Below are 16191 nucleotides of genomic sequence, written 5' to 3'. Positions count from 1 at the left end.
CCTAGCGTTGGTCGCATGACGACATCGCTCACCGTGCATCAGGTACGCCGCCCGCAGGGCCTGCCCACGCCCGCCGACTTCGCCTTCGTCGAGGAGCCGCTGCCAAGCCCGGCCGAGGGGCAGGCGCTCGTGGCGAACGCGTACCTGTCGGTCGATCCCTACATGCGGGAGGCGATGGCGGACAACGACCTGCACGCGCCGCTGGAGGGACGAGCCGTCGGCCGGGTCGTCGAGTCGCGTACGCCGTCGTTGGCGGTCGGCGACGTCGTGGCCCATCGTCACGGGCTGCGATCGCACGCGCTCGTGCGATACGAGGAGGTGCGCGTGCTCACTGTCCCGGATCGGGTGCCCCTTTCGGCGTATCTGGGGATTCTGGGTGGCACGGGACTGAGCGCCTATGTGGGCCTGAAGCGGACCGCGGAGCTGAGGGCGGGTGAGACGCTGTTCGTCTCCGCGGCGGCCGGGGGAGTGGGAACGGCGGCCGGGCGGATCGCGCGGCTGTTGGGCGCGCGGCGAGTGATCGGCAGCACGGGTTCGCCGGCGAAGGCCCGGCACCTGACCGACCACGTGGGCTTCGACGCCGCGTTCGATTACCACGACGGGGTGCTGAGCGGGCTTCGGGCCGCCGCACCGGACGGCATCGACGTCTATCTCGACAACGTGGGCGGCGACCATCTCGCGGCCGCGATCGACGTGCTGCGCGAGCGGGGGCGGATCGCCTGGTGCGGCGCGGTCGCCCAGTACAACGACCCGGACAACCCGCCGCCCGCGCCCTACAACCTCTACGACATCGTCGGCAAGCAGCTGCGGCTGGAGGGCTTCCTCGTCCGGCACAACCTGGACCTGCGCGACGAGCTGGAGGCGCTGATCGTCCCGGAGATCCAGGCGGGGCGGGCGGTCTCCGACGAGACGATCTTCGACGGCGTCGAGCGCACGGTCGAGGCGTTCCTAGCCGTGCTGCGCGGTGACAACGTCGGAAAGATGCTGGTCAGGGTATGACTCTTGGCGACTACACGAGCGTGTAGTACGCTATACGTGTGTGTAGCGAACGAGCGCCCGACGACCTGACCGCCCGTGCCCGCATCCGGGACGCGGCCATCCGGCTGTTCGCCGACCGGGGGATCGCCGGGGCGTCCGTCCGAGACATCGCGCAGGAGGCCGGGGTGTCCTCCGGCCTGCTGCGGCACCACTTCGGCTCCAAGGAGGCGCTGCGCGACACCTGCGACGAGTACGCCAAGGCGCGCACCGACCAGTTCCGCGAGGAGGTCTTCGGCGGCAAGCTGGCCGACCCCGGCTTCCTCGTCAGCCACAGCCCGGAGATGAGGCTGTTGCAGCGCTACCTGGTGCAGTCCATAAAGGATGGTTCACCGGCGGCCTCCGCGATGTTCGATCAGATGGTCGACCTCGGCGAGGAGTGGACCGTCAAGACCGGGGTACAGACCCAGGACCCGCGGGCGTACGGAGCCGTCATCTGCGCGATGCAACTCGGCGTCTTCCTGCTCTCCGACCAGCTGTCCCGGGTGCTCGGCGTCGATCTGTCCAGCACGGAGGGCTACGTGCGGATCAACCGCGCCCTCATCGACGTCGCCGCCAACGCCATGCTGTCGCCCGAGCAGGCCGGCTACCTGCATACGGCGATGGATCGTCTGCTCACCGAACCCCCTCAAGAAGCCTCCTCGAAGGAGTGACGACCACCATGTCCGACGCGATCACGCACGCGATTCAGGTGGAGAGCCTGGTGAAGTCGTTCGGGCGCACCCGTGCGCTGGACGGCCTCGACCTGGCCGTCCGCACCGGTGAGGTGCACGGCTTCCTCGGCCCGAACGGCGCCGGGAAGACCACCACCATCCGCGTCCTGCTCGGCCTGCTGCGATCCGACGGCGGCACGGCCCGGCTGCTCGGCGGCGATCCGTGGGCGCAGGCCACCGAACTGCACCGGCGGCTCGCGTACGTGCCCGGCGATGTGACGCTGTGGCCCAACCTGTCCGGCGGCGAGGTCATCGACCTGCTCGGCGACCTGCGCGGCGGGCTGAACAAGCAGCGCCGGGACGAACTGCTCACCGCGTTCGACCTCGACCCCCGCAAGAAGGCCCGCACCTACTCCAAGGGCAACCGGCAGAAGGTGGCCCTCGTCGCCGCGCTCGCCTCCGACGTCGAACTGCTCATCCTGGACGAGCCGACGTCCGGTCTCGACCCCCTGATGGAAGAGGTCTTCCGCGAGGTCGTCCGGGCCGAGGTGCAGCGCGGTGGGCGTACCGTCCTGCTGTCGAGCCACATCCTGTCCGAGGTGGAAGCGCTCTGCGACCGGCTCACCATCATCCGCGACGGCAAGGCGGTCGAGACCGGTACGCTCGCCGACCTGCGGCACCTGACGCGTACGACGATCCGAGCCGAGCTGGCCGGAACGGTCAACGGGCTGGCCGCGCTGCCGGGCGTGCACGACCTGCGCGTACAGGACGGCACGGCCGGCTCGACGGTGAGCTTCGCCGTCGACAACGCCGTCCTGGAGCAGGCGCTGCGGCTGCTCGCCGAGGCCGGCGTACGCGGGCTGGTCAGCCAGCCGCCGACGCTGGAGGAGTTGTTCCTGCGTCACTACAACCGGCCCGCTGCCGCCACCGCCGGAACCGGGGTGTCGCGATGAAGGGCGCACTCCGGCTGACCCGGCTCGCCCTGCGGCGCGACCGGATTCAGCTGCCGATCTGGATCGCCGGCGCGATGCTGCTCCTGTACGCGGGCGCCGCCGCGGTCAAGGACGAGTTCCCGACGGAGGCGGATGCGGCGACCGCGCTCAAGGGCGCCGTTACGAGCCCGGCCGTGCTGCTGATGCGGGGCGTCCCGGTCGGCGTCACGCAGGGCGCGCTCGTCAACTTCCGCAACTATGCGTCGCTGCTGGTCCTGGTGGCGCTGATGAGCACCTTCCTCGTCGTCCGGCATACCCGGCAGAACGAGGAGACCGGCCGGTCGGAGCTGATCGGGTCGGCCGCGGTCGGCCGGCACGCCGGCCTGGTGGCGGCGCTGACCCACGCCCTGATCGCGAATGTCCTCATGGGACTATTCCTGACCCTGGCACTGCTCGGCGCGGGCCTGCCCGCCGCCGGCTCGGTCGCCTGGGGTGCGGCCAGCGTGCTCACCGGGATGTCCTTCGCCGGGATCGCGGCACTGGCCGCTCAAGTGTTCAGCACCGCCCGCGCCGCCAACGGGTTCGCGGCCCTCACCATCGGCGTGGCGTACTTCGTGCGGGGGGTCGGCGACGCCCTCGGCGAGATCGGACCGGACGGCATCCGTGTCACGAGCACCTGGGTGGCCTGGATGTCCCCGCTCGGCTGGGGCGAACAGGTACGCCCCTACGGCGACGAACGCTGGTGGGCGCTGATCATCCCGCTGCTCTTCACCCTTGCCTGTGCCGCCGGGGCGTACGCCCTGGTCAACCGCCGCGACCTCGGCGCGGGCCTGGTGCCCGCCCGGCTCGGCCCGCCGGCCGCTTCCCGCTCGCTGCTCAGCCCGACCGGCCTGGCCTGGCGATTGCAGCGTGGCACCGTGATCGGCTGGGTGATCGGCGGTGCCGTGTTCGGCTACGGCATCGGCACGCTGGGCAACACGGTGAACGACGCGTTCGAGGAGAACAAGGGAGTCGCCGACCTCATGGGCCAGCTGGCCGGGGGAGCGTCCGGCGGCCTCGTGGACGTCTTCTACGCGGCCATGATGGCGATCTTCGGCGTACTCGCCGCCGGATTCGCGGTCCAGGTCCTGCTGCGGCTGCGCAGCGAGGAGACGGCCGGCACGGCCGAGGCGGCCCTGGCCACCGCGACCGGCCGAGTCCAGTGGGTCGCCTCGCACCTGACCATCGCGGTCGGCGGCGCGGTGCTGCTGCTCGCGGCGTCAGGACTGGCCATGGGGCTCGGCGACCTCTCGACCGGTGGGCAGACCAGCGTCGGCACCTTGGTCGGCGCGGCGCTGGTCCAGCTCCCGGCCGCGCTGACCGTGGCGGGCTTCGTCGTGCTCGCCTTCGGTGCGCTGCCCCGGATCAGCGTCGCACTCGCCTGGACCGGGCTGGTCGTGAGCATCGTCTTCGGCATGCTCGGCGACCTGTTCGGCCTGCCGCAGGCCGCCCGGGACATCTCGCCGTTCAGCCACGTGCCGGCCGTCCCGGTCGCCGATCCCGCGGTCGGTCCGCTCGCGGCGCTGCTCGTGGTCGCGATCGTGCTGACCGTTGGCGGGCTGGCATTGTTCCGGCGGCGGGACCTTTCTTCCTGAGCCCGCCGCCTTCCTCAGGTCTCCGGGGTGCTTCGCGCTCGGCGGCCGGTGGTGATCGTCGGCAGCCGACGATCTTCATCGAAGGGCGGCCGCGGCGGGGTCCGGCTCGGCGGGCGAGGATCCGTCTCGTGCGTTGGCGCATTAGGAATGATCTCGTCCTAAAGCCCCCGTAACGTCGGGGTCATGACTGAGATGACCGAGACTGTGCAGTCGGAGATCGTGCCGTTCCGGATCGACGTTCCGCAGGCCGACCTCGACGACTTGGCTACCCGGCTCGCGGCGACCCGCTGGCCGGACGATGTGCCTGGCAGCGGCACGACGTACGGGATGCCGACGGCGGTCGTACGCCGGCTGGCCGAGCGCTGGCGCGACGGCTACGACTGGCGGGCCGCCGAGGCCCGGCTCAACGAGATTCCGCAGTTCACCACGACCATCGACGGGCAGAACATCCACTTCCTGCACGTACGCTCGGCCGAGCCGGACGCGACGCCGTTGTTGCTCCTGCACGGCTGGCCGGGGTCCATCGTGGAGTTCCTGAAGGTGATCGGCCCGCTGACCGATCCGCGGTCGCACGGCGGCGACCCGGCCCAGGCGTTCCACGTCATCGCGCCGTCGTTGCCCGGCTACGGATTCTCCGGGCCGCCGACCGAGCAGGGCTGGGACAGTGCCCGGATGGCGCGGGCGTTCGCGACCCTGATGGCGCGGCTCGGCTACGAGCGGTGGGGCGCCGCCGGCGGTGACGCGGGCGCACTGGTCGGCCGCGAGCTGGGCATCCTGGCCCCGGCCGGGTTGATCGGCGTACATCTGTTGCAGATCTTCGCCTTCCCGTCCGGTGATCCGGCCGAGTTCGAGAAGATCTCCGACGCCGACAAGGCGAGCCTGTCCGGCACCACGGCCGACTTCCAGAGCAAGGCGGGCTATCAGCAGATCCAGCAGACGCGGCCGCTGACGTTGGCGTACGGGCTGACCGACTCGCCGGCCGGGCAGCTGGCCTGGAACGCCGAACTCTGGACGGGCTGGGGCGACTTCGCCGAGTACCTCGACGTCGACAACTACCTGACGCACGTGAGCATCTACTGGTTCACCCGGACCGGCGGCTCGAGCGCCCGGCACTACTACGAGGATGCGCAGAGCGGCGCGGGCTACCGCGAGGAGCCCAACCAGATCCCGACCGCGGTCGCGGTGTTCCCGCAGGACTTCCGCACGATCCAGACGTTCGCCGGGCGGTCGAACAACATCGTGCGCTACTCCGAGTTCGACCGGGGCGGGCATTTCGCGTACACGACTGATCCCGATCTCCTGGTGACGGACCTGCGCGAGTTCTTCGCGAGCCTCTGAGGCACGGGGCCTGATGCAGGCGGGCCCGACACGAAGCGAGCAAACGGGCCCGAGACCAGCGGGCCCGTTTGCATACCGTACGTTCGTACTGTTAGATGGGGACGTGACCGACTTCGCTGACCTCCCCACGACCACCCTTGCCGACCTGCTGGATCGGGCGCAGGTGATGGACATCGGCATCCGCCCGTTGTGGTCGCCGACGCCGCGCGTCGCGGGGCCGGCGTTCACCGTGCGCTGCCGGCCGGGCGACAACCTGATGCTGCACGCGGCGATCCATCTGGCCGAGCCGGGTTCGGTGATCGTCGTGGAGTCGGGCGACCTGGACTACGCGCTCGCCGGCGGCAACGTCTGTGCGGTCGCCCAGCGCCGGGGGATCGCCGGTTTCGTCCTCGATGGACTGATCCGCGATCTGGCCGAGGTGCGCGACGCCCGCTTCCCGGTCTTCGCCCGGGGTGTCATCCCGATCCCCGGCTCGAAGGCCGGCCCCGAGCCGCTGAACGTCCCGGTGACCTGCGGTGGCGTGACCGTCCACCCTGGTGACGTGGTGGTGGCCGACGAGGAGGGCGTGGTCGTCGTCCCCGCCGCCCGGCAGGCCGAGATCGCCGCGAAGGCGCAGGCCAAGCTGGCCAAGGAAGCGGCCGAGACGCTGGACGAGTGGGAGTCGGCGCACCGCGCGAAGATCGCGGGCATCCTGCGCGACGCGGGCGCCGACCTGCCGCTGTGACCGGCACCCTAGGGAGCGGGCCGGTCAAGTGTGATACTGCGGCCAGACGTGCTCCGGGGTCGGTGAAAGTCCGAACCGGCGGTGACAGTCCGCGACCCGACCGCAGCCAGCGGCCGGTGGACCCGGTGGAACTCCGGGACCGACGGTGAAAGTCCGGATGGGAGGCAGCACGCGACGAACGGGGTCAGCCGTGGGCTGACGCCGCCGTCTCGCGTCCCCCGGGGTCCATAGTGGAAAGGGACCCTGTGATGAGTGTTCTGCACGACCTGTTCGACGCCCAGCTGACCGTCTTCGGCCAGCACATCCTGTGGCGCGAGGTCATCGGCAACGCGTTCGGCTTCGCCTCGGCGATCGGCGGCCTGCGCCGCCGCGTCTGGGCCTGGCCGGCCGGCATCGCCGGCAATCTCCTGCTGTTCACCGTGTTCTTCGGCGTCGCCTTCGACAACCCGCAGGCGATGACCCTGTTCGGCCAGGCCGGACGGCAGATCTTCTTCATCGTCACCAGCATCTACGGCTGGTGGCGCTGGTATGGCGTGTCGCGCGGTCGCGGCTCGACGGGCCCGGCCATCACACCTCGCTGGGCCACCGTGCGCGAGCGGCTGGCGTTGGCCGCGTTCTGGGTGGTCGCGGTCGTCGTGGTCCAGCAGGTGTTCGTCTGGTTCGGGGCGGGCTGGCCGGCGCCGCGCTGGTACTTCTGGTGCGACGCCTGGATCTTCGTCGGCTCGATGGTCGCCACCTACGCGATGGCCCGGGGCTGGAACGACTTCTGGCTCGCCTGGCTGGCCGTCGACGCGGTCGGCGTACCGCTGCTGATCAAGTCGCATTTCTATCCGTCGGCGGTCCTCTACGTGGTCTACGGCGGGCTGGTGGCCTACGGGTTCTCCGTCTGGCTGCGTACCTCGCGGGCGGCGGTGGCGGCACCGGCCGCCTCGACACCCGTGACGGTCTGAGCCCCGCGAAGAACTCCGCGGGAAGATCTTGGCGGCCGGACACAACCTTCCGCGGCGTCGCCGGGTCGTGTCAGGTAAGCCGGGCGGCCCAGCCCGGACTGCCGAGGGGGAGTGCGCCGATGCCTGGTGAGGACGGGTTCCGCGAATTCGTGGAGGCTCGCTACGTCGAGCTGCTGCGGATCGCGTACCTGCTCACCGGCTCGGCGCACGAGGCCGAGGACCTGGTGCAGAACGCGCTGGTCCGCACGATGCGGGCGTGGTCCCGGGTGGACGAGCCGATGCCCTACGTCCGCCGCGTCATGGTGAACCAGCACATCAGCGCCTGGCGCCGGTTCCGGCGGCGGGAACTGGTCACCGCGTCGCCGCCGGACACGGCCTTCGCCGACACCGCCGACGCGGTCGCCCAGCGGCACGCGGTCAGAGACGCGCTGCGGGCACTGCCGCCGCGTACCCGGGCCGTCGTCGTGCTGCGCTATCTCGGCGACATGTCCGAGGCGGAGGTGGCGGCCGCCTTGGGCTGCTCGCTCGGCAACGTCAAGAGTCACGCCAGCCGGGGACTGGCCCGGCTCCGTGCCGTCCTCGACCCGGTCGATCTGGAAAGGATCCCGCTGTGAGCGTCGACGAGATGGTCGGCCGCGCCCTACGCGACCTGGCCGACGAGGTCCGCCCCGAACACGACCCGTACAGCCGGATCCGGACCCGTCATCGGCGGTCGCGCCGTCGCCGGAACGCCGCCGTCGCCACCACTGTGGCCGGTGCGCTCGCGGTCGCGTGGGTCACCGTCGGGCCGCAGAACGCGCCCGAACCGCCGCCCGCCACCGGCTTCGACGCCCAGCGGAGCTGGGAACAGCGGCTCGCGGACACGCCGGTCCGCGGCAAGCTGGCGGCCGCGGACCCCGGCTACCTCGCCGACGTGGACCGGCTGATCGGGGAGCATCGGCGCGGCGGGCTCTATCTCACCCGCTATGCGGTACGCGAGACGCACATCCTCTATCTCGATGACGTGGGTCCGTGGCGGATCGCGATCGTCGCGTTCGCCTTGGCCGACCCGGGAGCGGAGGCGTGGACCCAGGCTTCGGCGATCTTCCGGGCGCCGAAGGGCGCGCCGGCGACCGAGCTGACCCGGATCGAGGCGTTGAACAGCTACAGCGATGGGCTGGGCCCGTTCACGCACGCCGAGTTCGTGGACGAGAACAAGACCTCGATCGCGGCGGTGGTGGCGCTGGCCCCGGCCGGGTGCACCGTCTACTCGGCCGCCTGGCCCGACCTGAACCGCTGGCAGGCCGAGCCCACCGGCTCCTACCTGGTTCGCGAGGCGAGCACCGCGCGGGCCGAATGGTGGCGTGTCGAGTGTGGTGGCCGGGTCCGGGAGAAGATGCCCGCTCCATACGACACCGGCATCCTCCCGATCACCGATCAGGTCGTCCATCAGGAGCTGCGGACCGCTCGCGGCACCCCGGACGGGCAGCTCGCCCGGGAGGCGCTGGAAGGCGAGCGGACCCCGCTCGGCCCGGCCGTGCTGAGCGGCCTGCCCCGGATCGTGTGGGGCGGCCGGATCGACTGGCCCGGCGGTGACGCGGCCGGGCGTACGGGGGTCACGACGGTCGTCGCCGCGCCCCGGGTGACCGGAGGCTGGTCGGGCACCGTCTCGATCCGCTACGACCGGGACACCGGCACCGGCCTCGGGATCGGGCGGAGCCTGTTCACCGAGGAGAACCCCGCTGATCCCCACACGACAGTCGCGGTACGCCTGGACGACACCGCGTCCGGCGTACTGGTGATCACGCCGAAGACCGCGACCGGCGTACGCGTCCTCGTCGGCGGCGCGCTCGTGGCACAGGCCCCGGTGGCGAACGACGCGGCGGTGGTGACCGTGGCCGACCCGCTGAGCGCCGAGTTCGAGGCGCTCGACGCGACCGGGCGGGTCGTCGGGCGTACGCGGATCAACCAGCCGCCGATCGACGACGCGATCGACGGCTGGTCCACCATGTGACCTAGCGCTGTTGGGGTGGCGGGTTCTGCCCGCCACCCTGGCCGTTGCTGACCTGGATGGCCACCGTGCTGCCCTTGCTCGTCGAGCCGCTCGGCGACGTCCCGGCGACGGTGCCCTTCGGGCAGGTCGAGTTGACCTCGCCCGGCTCGACCGTCACCGAGAAGCCCTTGTTGCGCAGGACGGTGGTCGCTTCGCTCACCGTCTTGCAGGTGACGCTCGGGATCGAGGTCTTCGTCCCGTGCACGATCTTCGTGCCGTCCGGCTTGCCGAACTGCTGCGCCGGTTTGCCCTTCATCCCGTCGTGCAGCGTGTCGGCGACAGCCGGGTTGACCACGTCGCGGTGCGCGTCCTTGCCGCCGAGGTTGGCGGAGCTGACCGTGTTGTTGGTCCAGTCCGGGTCGGCGACGATGCCCGCCACCGACAGCTGACGCGTCGTGGCCACCATCGCGGCCGTGCGGTCGTTGTCGGTGGTGCCGGTCTTGCCGGCCACCGGCTTGTCGACCATGTTGCGGACGTAGGGCGCGGTGCCCCCGTTGGCGCATCCGCCGAGCTGAGACCGGTCGCCGAGCGGGCAGCGCGCCATGTCGATCGCGGCCCGCGCCACGTCGGTGTCGATCACCTTCTGGCACCGCGGCTTGGCCGCGTCGAGCTGCACTCCGTTGGCGTCGGTGATGGACTCCACCGGGATCGGCTGGCAGTAGGTGCCGTCGGCGGCCAGCGTCGCGAACGCGTTGGCCATCTCCATCGGCGTGTTCTGGGTGACGCCGAGGGTGAACGTGCCCCAGGCGTCCGGGTGCGCCGCGAAGTACGCGTCGGTGCCCTGCTGGTTCGGGTCACCCCGGAAGGTCAGCCCCATCTGCCTCGCGGCCTCGACCGCCTTGCCCGGGCCGACCCGGGCGATGAGCTGCGCGAAGTAGGTGTTCACCGAGCGCCCGAACGCCTGCCACATCGTGTGTACGCCGGTCATCGACTGCGACGCGTTCTTCGGGCACCACTTGTCGCCGCAGCTGGCCGGGCCGGGCGCGGTGACGAACGGCGACACCCACTGGTACGGCGAGTTGATCGTGTAGTCGAGCGGGTAGCCGTTCTCCAGCGCGGCGACCGCCGTGAACACCTTGAACGTCGAGCCGAACTGGTAGCCGTACTGGTCGCCGCTCATCAGCGGGTTGACCGTGTTCGGGTACGTGCCGCGAATGTTCTTGGCGGCCTTGGCCGGGTCGGTGGACAGGCCGTTCTTCGGGCTGGCCGCGTCGTCGATCTTGAAGTTTCGGTTGACCGCCATCGACCGGACCTTGCCCGTGCCGGGCTCCACGGCGACCACCATCAGCGCGTGCTTCTTGCCGGTCTTGAGGTACTTCTCGACGTTCGCCTTGGCCGCGTTCTGGGTCGACACGTCCAACGAGGAGACGATCTTGTAACCGCCGGTCTTCAGCGCCCGCTCACGCTCGTAGGAGTTCGCCCCGAACGCGGGCTCGCTCATCCACCAGCGCTGAAGGAAGTCGCAGAAGAACCCGGCGCTGGCGATCGCCGTCGCGGTGCAGCCGTTCGGCGCGGGCTTGCCGGTGATCTTCAGTTCCTTGGCCTTGGCCTGCGTCACCTGCTCGGCCGTGATCGCGCCGATCTCGTGCATCTGGTCGATCACCCAGTCGCGTCGGCCCTTGCCGTCGGCGGCGGCCTGCTCGTTGACGGTGCCGTCGTCCTGGATCGGGTTGAAGTCGCTCGGCGACTTGACGAGCCCCGCCAGGAAGGCCGCCTCCTCGACCGTCAGGTTCTTCGGCTCCTTGCCGAAGTACACCTGCGACGCGGCGTAGATGCCGAACGCGTGGTTCCCGAAGTATGCGATGTTGAGGTAGCCCTCCAGGATCTGGTCCTTCGTGAGCTTCTTCTCGATCGCCAGCGCGTACTTGACCTCGCGCAACTTCCGCGCCGGGGTGTCCTCGGCGGCGTTCAACACGTCGTTGGGGTTGTCGGCGGCGTACGTGATCGACAGCCGGACGTACTGCATCGTCAGGGTGGACGCGCCTTGCTGAGTCTCGCCGGAGTTCTTGTTCGCCACGAACGCCCGCGCGATGCCCTGGACGTCGACGCCGTTGTGCTCGTAGAACTTGTGGTCCTCGGCGGCGATCATCGCCTGCTGCATGACCTTGGGAATCTGATCCATGGCGATGTCCTGCCGGTTCTCGTCATAGATCGAGGCCAGCAAGGTCCGGCCGTCGCTCGCGTACACCTTGCTCATCTGCGGCGACCGTTTCACGGTCAGCTCGCTCGGCAGGTCCGCGAACGCCTGCGCGCCCGACTTCGCCGCTAGACCGGACATCGCGATCGCCGGGAACGCCGCCGCCGCCACCACGACGCCCGCGAGGACACCACAGATCAGCAGGGACGCCACGTTCATGACGGGATTGCGGTCGCCTTTACGCATGAGGGCACCACCGGGGTCGAAACGGGCGGGTGATCTGAGCACCTTGACGCAAGATCACCCCGGACCGTTGCCCGCCCCCACATGGGCATGTCGTGGATCACATGATCGACAGATGTCGAGCTCTGGGGGTGATGCCGTCTTCGCAGCTCAGTCCGCGCCCGTCAGCAGATCGACGAGCTGCCTCGCATTGCGCTGGGCGTAGTCTGAGTAGCAGTTGTTCATGAGCACATGGGTCTCGCCGGCGGTGTCGGCGAGCTGCTCCAGCTTCGGTGCCCAGTCCTTCAGCTCGCGCTCCGAGTAGAGGTAGCCGAACTTCTCGTAGATGTCGCGGCTCGTCCACTTGTCGCTGTGCCCGTGGAAGCGGACCACCGCCCGATCGGCGGTCGCCTCCACGACCGGCGGGATCGACGACTTGTGGCCCTGCGGCATGTCGACGCAGACGAGCGGCAGATGATGGCGGCGCAGGAAGTCGAGGGTCTCGGCGCGGTTGTCCCCGGCGAACCAGGACTCGTGCCGGAACTCGACCGCGATGGGCAGCGGGCGGCAGCGTTCGGCCGCCTCCAGGACATAGTCCTTGTTCGACCGCCGGATGGTGAACCACGGCGGGAACTGGAACAGCAGTACGCCGAGCTTGCCCGCGTCGGTCAGCGGCCGCAACGCCGACAGGAACCGGTCCCAGATCTCGTCGGTCGTCTTCGGATCCAGGTCGCGGGGGTAGACCGAGGTCTTGTCGGTCTCCGGGCGGAGATCCTTGAAGATCGACGACACCTTCGTCGGGTGTCCGGTGAGCAGACTGAACGCCTTGACGTTGAAGAGGAAGCCGGCCGGGGTGCGCTCGGCCCACAGCTGCACGGTCTGCTCGGCGGGCGGTGAGTAGTACGTGGAGTCGACCTCGACGAGCGGGAACTGCCGGGCGTAGTACGCCAGGCGCTGCTCGGCGGTGTCGGCCGCCTGCGGATACCACCCCGAGGCGAGCAGGGTCTTGTCGGTCCACGAGGCGGTGCCGACCCGGATGCCGCCCATGCGCCCAGGCTACCGGCGTCTGGTCCCCGCCGCTCGATCATTGCGCCGGCCATGCTGCGTACCCGGGCATTTCGTTGCCGGAAAAAGCGTGGCTGGCGTAAGGATCACGCCGGACCGGGGAGTGCCGGTGGGGGTCAGCGGCGGCCGAAGCCGCCGGCCGGGGCCTGGCCGGCGGTGACCGTGGCGAGCACGGTCGCCGAGCCCAGGCTGCCTGACGCGCGTAGTCCGCCGGTGTCGGCGCCGGAGGCGGAGCCACCCGTGTAGATCTTGTACGCCGTGCCGCTCTTGATCTCCGTGGACGAGTAGACCAGGTTCTGCATGGACTTCGACGTCACGAAGGTCGCCAGCACCTGGCCGGACGAATCGGTCACGTGGACCGTCGTCCCGGCGCTCACGGCGGAGTCGAAGGTGGCCGACAGCCAGCCCTGTGCCGATCCGGTGTCGGGGGCGACCGCCATGCCCGCGCTGCCCGCCGCCACGAGTACGCCCCCGGTGATCTCGAACGAGCCGTTGACGTCCAGTGCCCCGTTGCCGTTCATCGTCGGGCCGTTGACGACCAGGGTGCCGCCGGTGATCTTCGCCATTCCGTTGGAGTCGAAGCCGTCGCCGTCGGCGTTGATGACGGTGGTGCCACCGGCGATGCTCAGCGAGTAGTCGCCGACGCCCATCTCGCCACCTCCACCGCCACCCCGGCCGAACCCGCCGCCGGACTGCGAGGTGCCCGAGCCGCCGGCTGCATTGATGCCGTCGTCGCTGGAGGTGACCGTGACGTCGCCGCCGTTGACGGTGATGTCCTTGCCCTCCAGGCCCTCGTTCGACTTCGTGACCGTCACCGTGCCCTTGTCGACGATCAGGTCCCCTTCGGCGTGTACGCCGTCGTCCCCGCTCGCCACGGTGACGGTGGCCCCGGCGAAGTGCACCGCGCCGTCGCTGTGCACGGCGTCGTCGGCGGAGTCGGCCGTGATCGTGCCGCCGTCGAGGACGGTGATGACGTTCGACTTCAGACCCTTGGCCGACGTGTCGTCGGACGGCTGTTCGCCGCTGCCGCCGCCGGTCGCGACGGTGAGCGTACCGCCGGTGACGACGAGGTCGGTCGAGGCGTCCACGCCGTCACCCCCGGCGGTGACCTTCACGGTTCCGCCCGCGACGGAGATGTAGCCACGGTCGGCGTCGGTGTCGTTGTCCGCCTTCAAACCGTCTCCGCCGCCGGCGACCGTCACCGTGCCGCCGTCGACGACCAGATAGTCCTTGCCACGTACGCCGTCGTCCTTGGCGGTGACGGAAATGGTGCCGGCCTGGATGACCAGACCGTCCTTGCTCGCGATGCCGTCGTTGCCGTTGCCGTGCACGGTCAGCGCGCCGGCGCCGGTGATCGTCAGGTCGGCCGAGCTGAACAGGGCCGCGTTGACATCCGCGTCGTCGGCGTACGAGGACGTGTCGGCAAGCGAGTTCTGGCTGCCCCCGGCCAGGACGACGGTGACCAGTTTCGCGTCCGTCACGGCGATGGCGGCCGTCGTGCTGCTGGTGATCGTGGCGTCGTCGAGGATGAGCTTGACGGTCGCGTCCGCCGCCGCGACGACCACCTGCCCGGTCAGCGACCCCGACAGCCGATAGGTCCCACCCTGCGTGATGGTCACCGTCGAGCCGTCCACCTTGACGCCGTCGCCGTCGCCGTCGACGGAGGCGCTGCCGCCGCTGAGCTTCACGTCGACGACTTCGGACTCGGTGAACGCCGACTGATCGCCGTCCACGTGGTCGGCCTGGTTGGCGGCCATCACCTCCTGGGCGGTCTGCGAACCGCTGACCGTCGACGTGCCCGAAGTGGACGCCGCCGTCGAGGTGCCCGGGTCGGCGCTGGTCGAGCAGCCGGCCAGCGCCGCGATGCCGAGTGCGGCCGAGGTGACCGCGACGAGCGCTTTCCTGCGGATCTTCATGACAGGTCCTCCAGGGCAGGTGGCAGGGCAGATGACAGAGCGGGAAAGTGGCGGCGGAGCACCGGCCGCCAGCGGTGCGCGGGCAGCCCGGGGCGCAACGCGGCCAGCCCGGTGGCGTACTTGGAGACCGGGCACGGCCGATGGCCCAGCGACCACAGCAGCCGGTCCGCCGCCGACGCGCGGCCACCCGACTTGGTCTCGACGATCACTCGGCCCGCCAGGTCCAGCTCCGGACCGCCGGGCACGCGCCAGGCCAGGTCCGCGTCGATCGTCACGCGGGTGCCGGTCTCGCTCACATACAAGGTGGTACGCCGATAGCACGTGGTCAGCGTCGGGCTCAGCCGCGCCGGATCGACGTCCACACCGGACTCGGCGAGCACCGGGGCGAAGCCGTCTCCGCCGTCGTAAGGCCGGCGGCGTTTGACCGTCGTGCCCCGGGGACCTCTCGTCTTGACCTCGGCGTACTGGAGGCCCGAGTCGACGTAGTGCCGCAGGCGCGCCTTGAACCGACGGCGACGCCGCCGCGCCGCGCCGAGGTAGCTGTCCAACTCTGGGGTGTCGAAGTAGACGGAGTGATAGCCGAACTCTCGGCGGCCGTCGATCTCCAGTACGCGCGCCCGCCCAGCCAGTCCGTCGAGCAGCTCGGGCAGCTCCGAGCGGGGCAGCACGTACTTGCGGTCGACCCGGGTCAGCAACTCCGCCCGTGCGGTCAGCTCGTCGAGCGCGATCGGCGGCAGGCCCGCCGCGTACGCCGTCATGCCGCGATCCGCTCGACGCGCGGGCCCGGCTCGCGTACCGCTGGAGAATCGCGTACCAGTGGAGAATCGCCGGCCGTGTAGCGGACCTCGGCCACCGTGATGTCGTTGACGAGGTCGAGTTCGCGGACGGTGAGGTTGACGACGCGGCCGCCCAGCACGGTCTCCAGGCGAGCGCGCAGCGCCGCCTCGTCGGTGTACGCGACGTCGAGCCGCACGGTCTGCTGCCGGTAGCTGCGGAACAGGCCGGGATGGTCGCCCACGAACAGCGCCGCGACCACGAGCAGCATGAGGGCGCCGCTGAGGATGGTGACCTCGGAGCTGAGCCCTGAGATGAGGCCGAGCGCGAGCGCGGCGAAGTAGTACGCGACCTCATGCTGGGCGATCTCGGAGGAGCGCAGCCGGATGATCGACAGGACGCCGAACAGCCCCAGCCCGAGGCCCGCGCCGACGGTCGACGAGCCGAGCACCATCGACACCGCCAAGACGCCGATGTTGACGCCGAGGAACGCCGCGACCAGGTCGCGGCGGTGGTGCCGGGGGAAGTAGACGGCGAACGTCAGCAGACAGATCGCCGCGAGATCGGCGGCGATGATGGTCAGATCGGTCACGGGATATCCTTCGTCTTCAGCTCAGGTTGGCCTGCCGTTCATTCAGCCGTCCCGAGCTAGGTGTGACCTGTGAGCCGGCTAGGTCGCCGATAAGTACAGGGAACACACAGCGAACGAAAAGCGGGCCTCTAGCGGACGCCCGCATGATCGAGGGCATGACGACGGTGAATGCAGCCACGGTGAACGC

General features: G+C 70.2%; 14 protein-coding genes and 1 riboswitch. Of the genes, 9 read left to right on the top strand and 5 right to left on the bottom strand.

Annotated features, from left to right (window positions below):
- Nucleotides 1-15 precede the first annotated feature (15 nt).
- The 9 genes from HDA40_RS02390 (at nucleotide 16) to HDA40_RS02350 (ending at nucleotide 9259) form a co-directional block, all read left to right on the top strand.
- Nucleotides 16-999: an MDR family NADP-dependent oxidoreductase gene (locus HDA40_RS02390; RefSeq protein WP_253750950.1), complete on the top strand. Its 984-nt coding sequence runs from the start codon at nucleotides 16-18 to the stop codon at nucleotides 997-999.
- A gap of 38 nt (nucleotides 1000-1037) precedes the next feature.
- Nucleotides 1038-1688: a TetR/AcrR family transcriptional regulator gene (locus HDA40_RS02385; RefSeq protein WP_253750948.1), complete on the top strand. Its 651-nt coding sequence runs from the start codon at nucleotides 1038-1040 to the stop codon at nucleotides 1686-1688.
- Nucleotides 1689-1696: 8 nt separating this feature from the next.
- Complete coding sequence (locus tag HDA40_RS02380) at nucleotides 1697-2641, top strand: ABC transporter ATP-binding protein (RefSeq protein ID WP_253750945.1); 945 nt, start codon at nucleotides 1697-1699, stop codon at nucleotides 2639-2641.
- The gene (locus HDA40_RS02375) at nucleotides 2638-4254 is read left to right on the top strand and encodes an ABC transporter permease (protein ID WP_253750942.1); all 1617 of its coding nucleotides are present in this window, start codon (nucleotides 2638-2640) and stop codon (nucleotides 4252-4254) included. The genes HDA40_RS02380 and HDA40_RS02375 overlap by 4 nt, the downstream gene beginning before the upstream one ends.
- A gap of 183 nt (nucleotides 4255-4437) precedes the next feature.
- Nucleotides 4438-5592: an epoxide hydrolase family protein gene (locus HDA40_RS02370; protein WP_253750939.1), complete on the top strand. Its 1155-nt coding sequence runs from the start codon at nucleotides 4438-4440 to the stop codon at nucleotides 5590-5592.
- Nucleotides 5593-5695: 103 nt separating this feature from the next.
- On the top strand, nucleotides 5696-6316 hold the full coding sequence (locus HDA40_RS02365; protein ID WP_253750936.1) for an RraA family protein: 621 nt from the start codon (nucleotides 5696-5698) through the stop codon (nucleotides 6314-6316).
- Between the two features lie 44 nt (nucleotides 6317-6360).
- A riboswitch (FMN riboswitch) is annotated at nucleotides 6361-6491 on the top strand.
- 73 nt (nucleotides 6492-6564) lie between these two features.
- Nucleotides 6565-7266, top strand: coding sequence for a nicotinamide mononucleotide transporter family protein (locus HDA40_RS02360; protein ID WP_253750933.1), 702 nt, complete (start codon nucleotides 6565-6567; stop codon nucleotides 7264-7266).
- Nucleotides 7267-7385: 119 nt separating this feature from the next.
- Entirely contained in the window at nucleotides 7386-7880 is a 495-nt protein-coding gene (locus HDA40_RS02355) for a SigE family RNA polymerase sigma factor (RefSeq protein WP_253750930.1), read from the top strand.
- The gene (locus HDA40_RS02350; protein ID WP_253750927.1) at nucleotides 7877-9259 is read left to right on the top strand and encodes a hypothetical protein; all 1383 of its coding nucleotides are present in this window, start codon (nucleotides 7877-7879) and stop codon (nucleotides 9257-9259) included. Before HDA40_RS02355 ends, HDA40_RS02350 begins: the two co-directional genes overlap by 4 nt.
- Before the next feature lies 1 nt (nucleotide 9260).
- On the opposite strand, the gene HDA40_RS02345 is transcribed toward HDA40_RS02350, so the two are convergent.
- From HDA40_RS02345 to HDA40_RS02325, 5 genes are all read right to left on the bottom strand, one after another.
- Nucleotides 9261-11654 carry a transglycosylase domain-containing protein gene (locus HDA40_RS02345; protein WP_253750925.1) on the bottom strand — a complete coding sequence of 798 codons (2394 nt, stop codon included), beginning with the start codon at nucleotides 11652-11654 and terminating at the stop codon, nucleotides 9261-9263.
- A gap of 174 nt (nucleotides 11655-11828) precedes the next feature.
- Complete coding sequence (locus HDA40_RS02340) at nucleotides 11829-12704, bottom strand: DUF72 domain-containing protein (protein WP_253750922.1); 876 nt, start codon at nucleotides 12702-12704, stop codon at nucleotides 11829-11831.
- Nucleotides 12705-12838: 134 nt separating this feature from the next.
- Nucleotides 12839-14638 (bottom strand): carbohydrate-binding domain-containing protein, encoded by a 1800-nt coding sequence (locus HDA40_RS02335; protein ID WP_253750919.1) that lies wholly within the window; start codon nucleotides 14636-14638, stop codon nucleotides 12839-12841.
- A complete protein-coding gene (locus HDA40_RS02330; protein ID WP_253750916.1) occupies nucleotides 14635-15396 on the bottom strand; it encodes a polyphosphate polymerase domain-containing protein in 762 nt (253 codons plus the stop codon). Before HDA40_RS02330 ends, HDA40_RS02335 begins: the two co-directional genes overlap by 4 nt.
- On the bottom strand, nucleotides 15393-16004 hold the full coding sequence (locus HDA40_RS02325; RefSeq protein WP_253750913.1) for a DUF4956 domain-containing protein: 612 nt from the start codon (nucleotides 16002-16004) through the stop codon (nucleotides 15393-15395). The genes HDA40_RS02330 and HDA40_RS02325 overlap by 4 nt, the downstream gene beginning before the upstream one ends.
- Nucleotides 16005-16191 lie beyond the last annotated feature (187 nt).

Source organism: Hamadaea flava (assembly GCF_024172085.1).
Taxonomy (GTDB): Bacteria; Actinomycetota; Actinomycetes; order Mycobacteriales; family Micromonosporaceae; genus Hamadaea; species Hamadaea flava.
The sequence above is the reverse complement of the archived record's forward strand: the minus strand, read 5'-3'. Positions and strand labels throughout refer to the sequence as shown.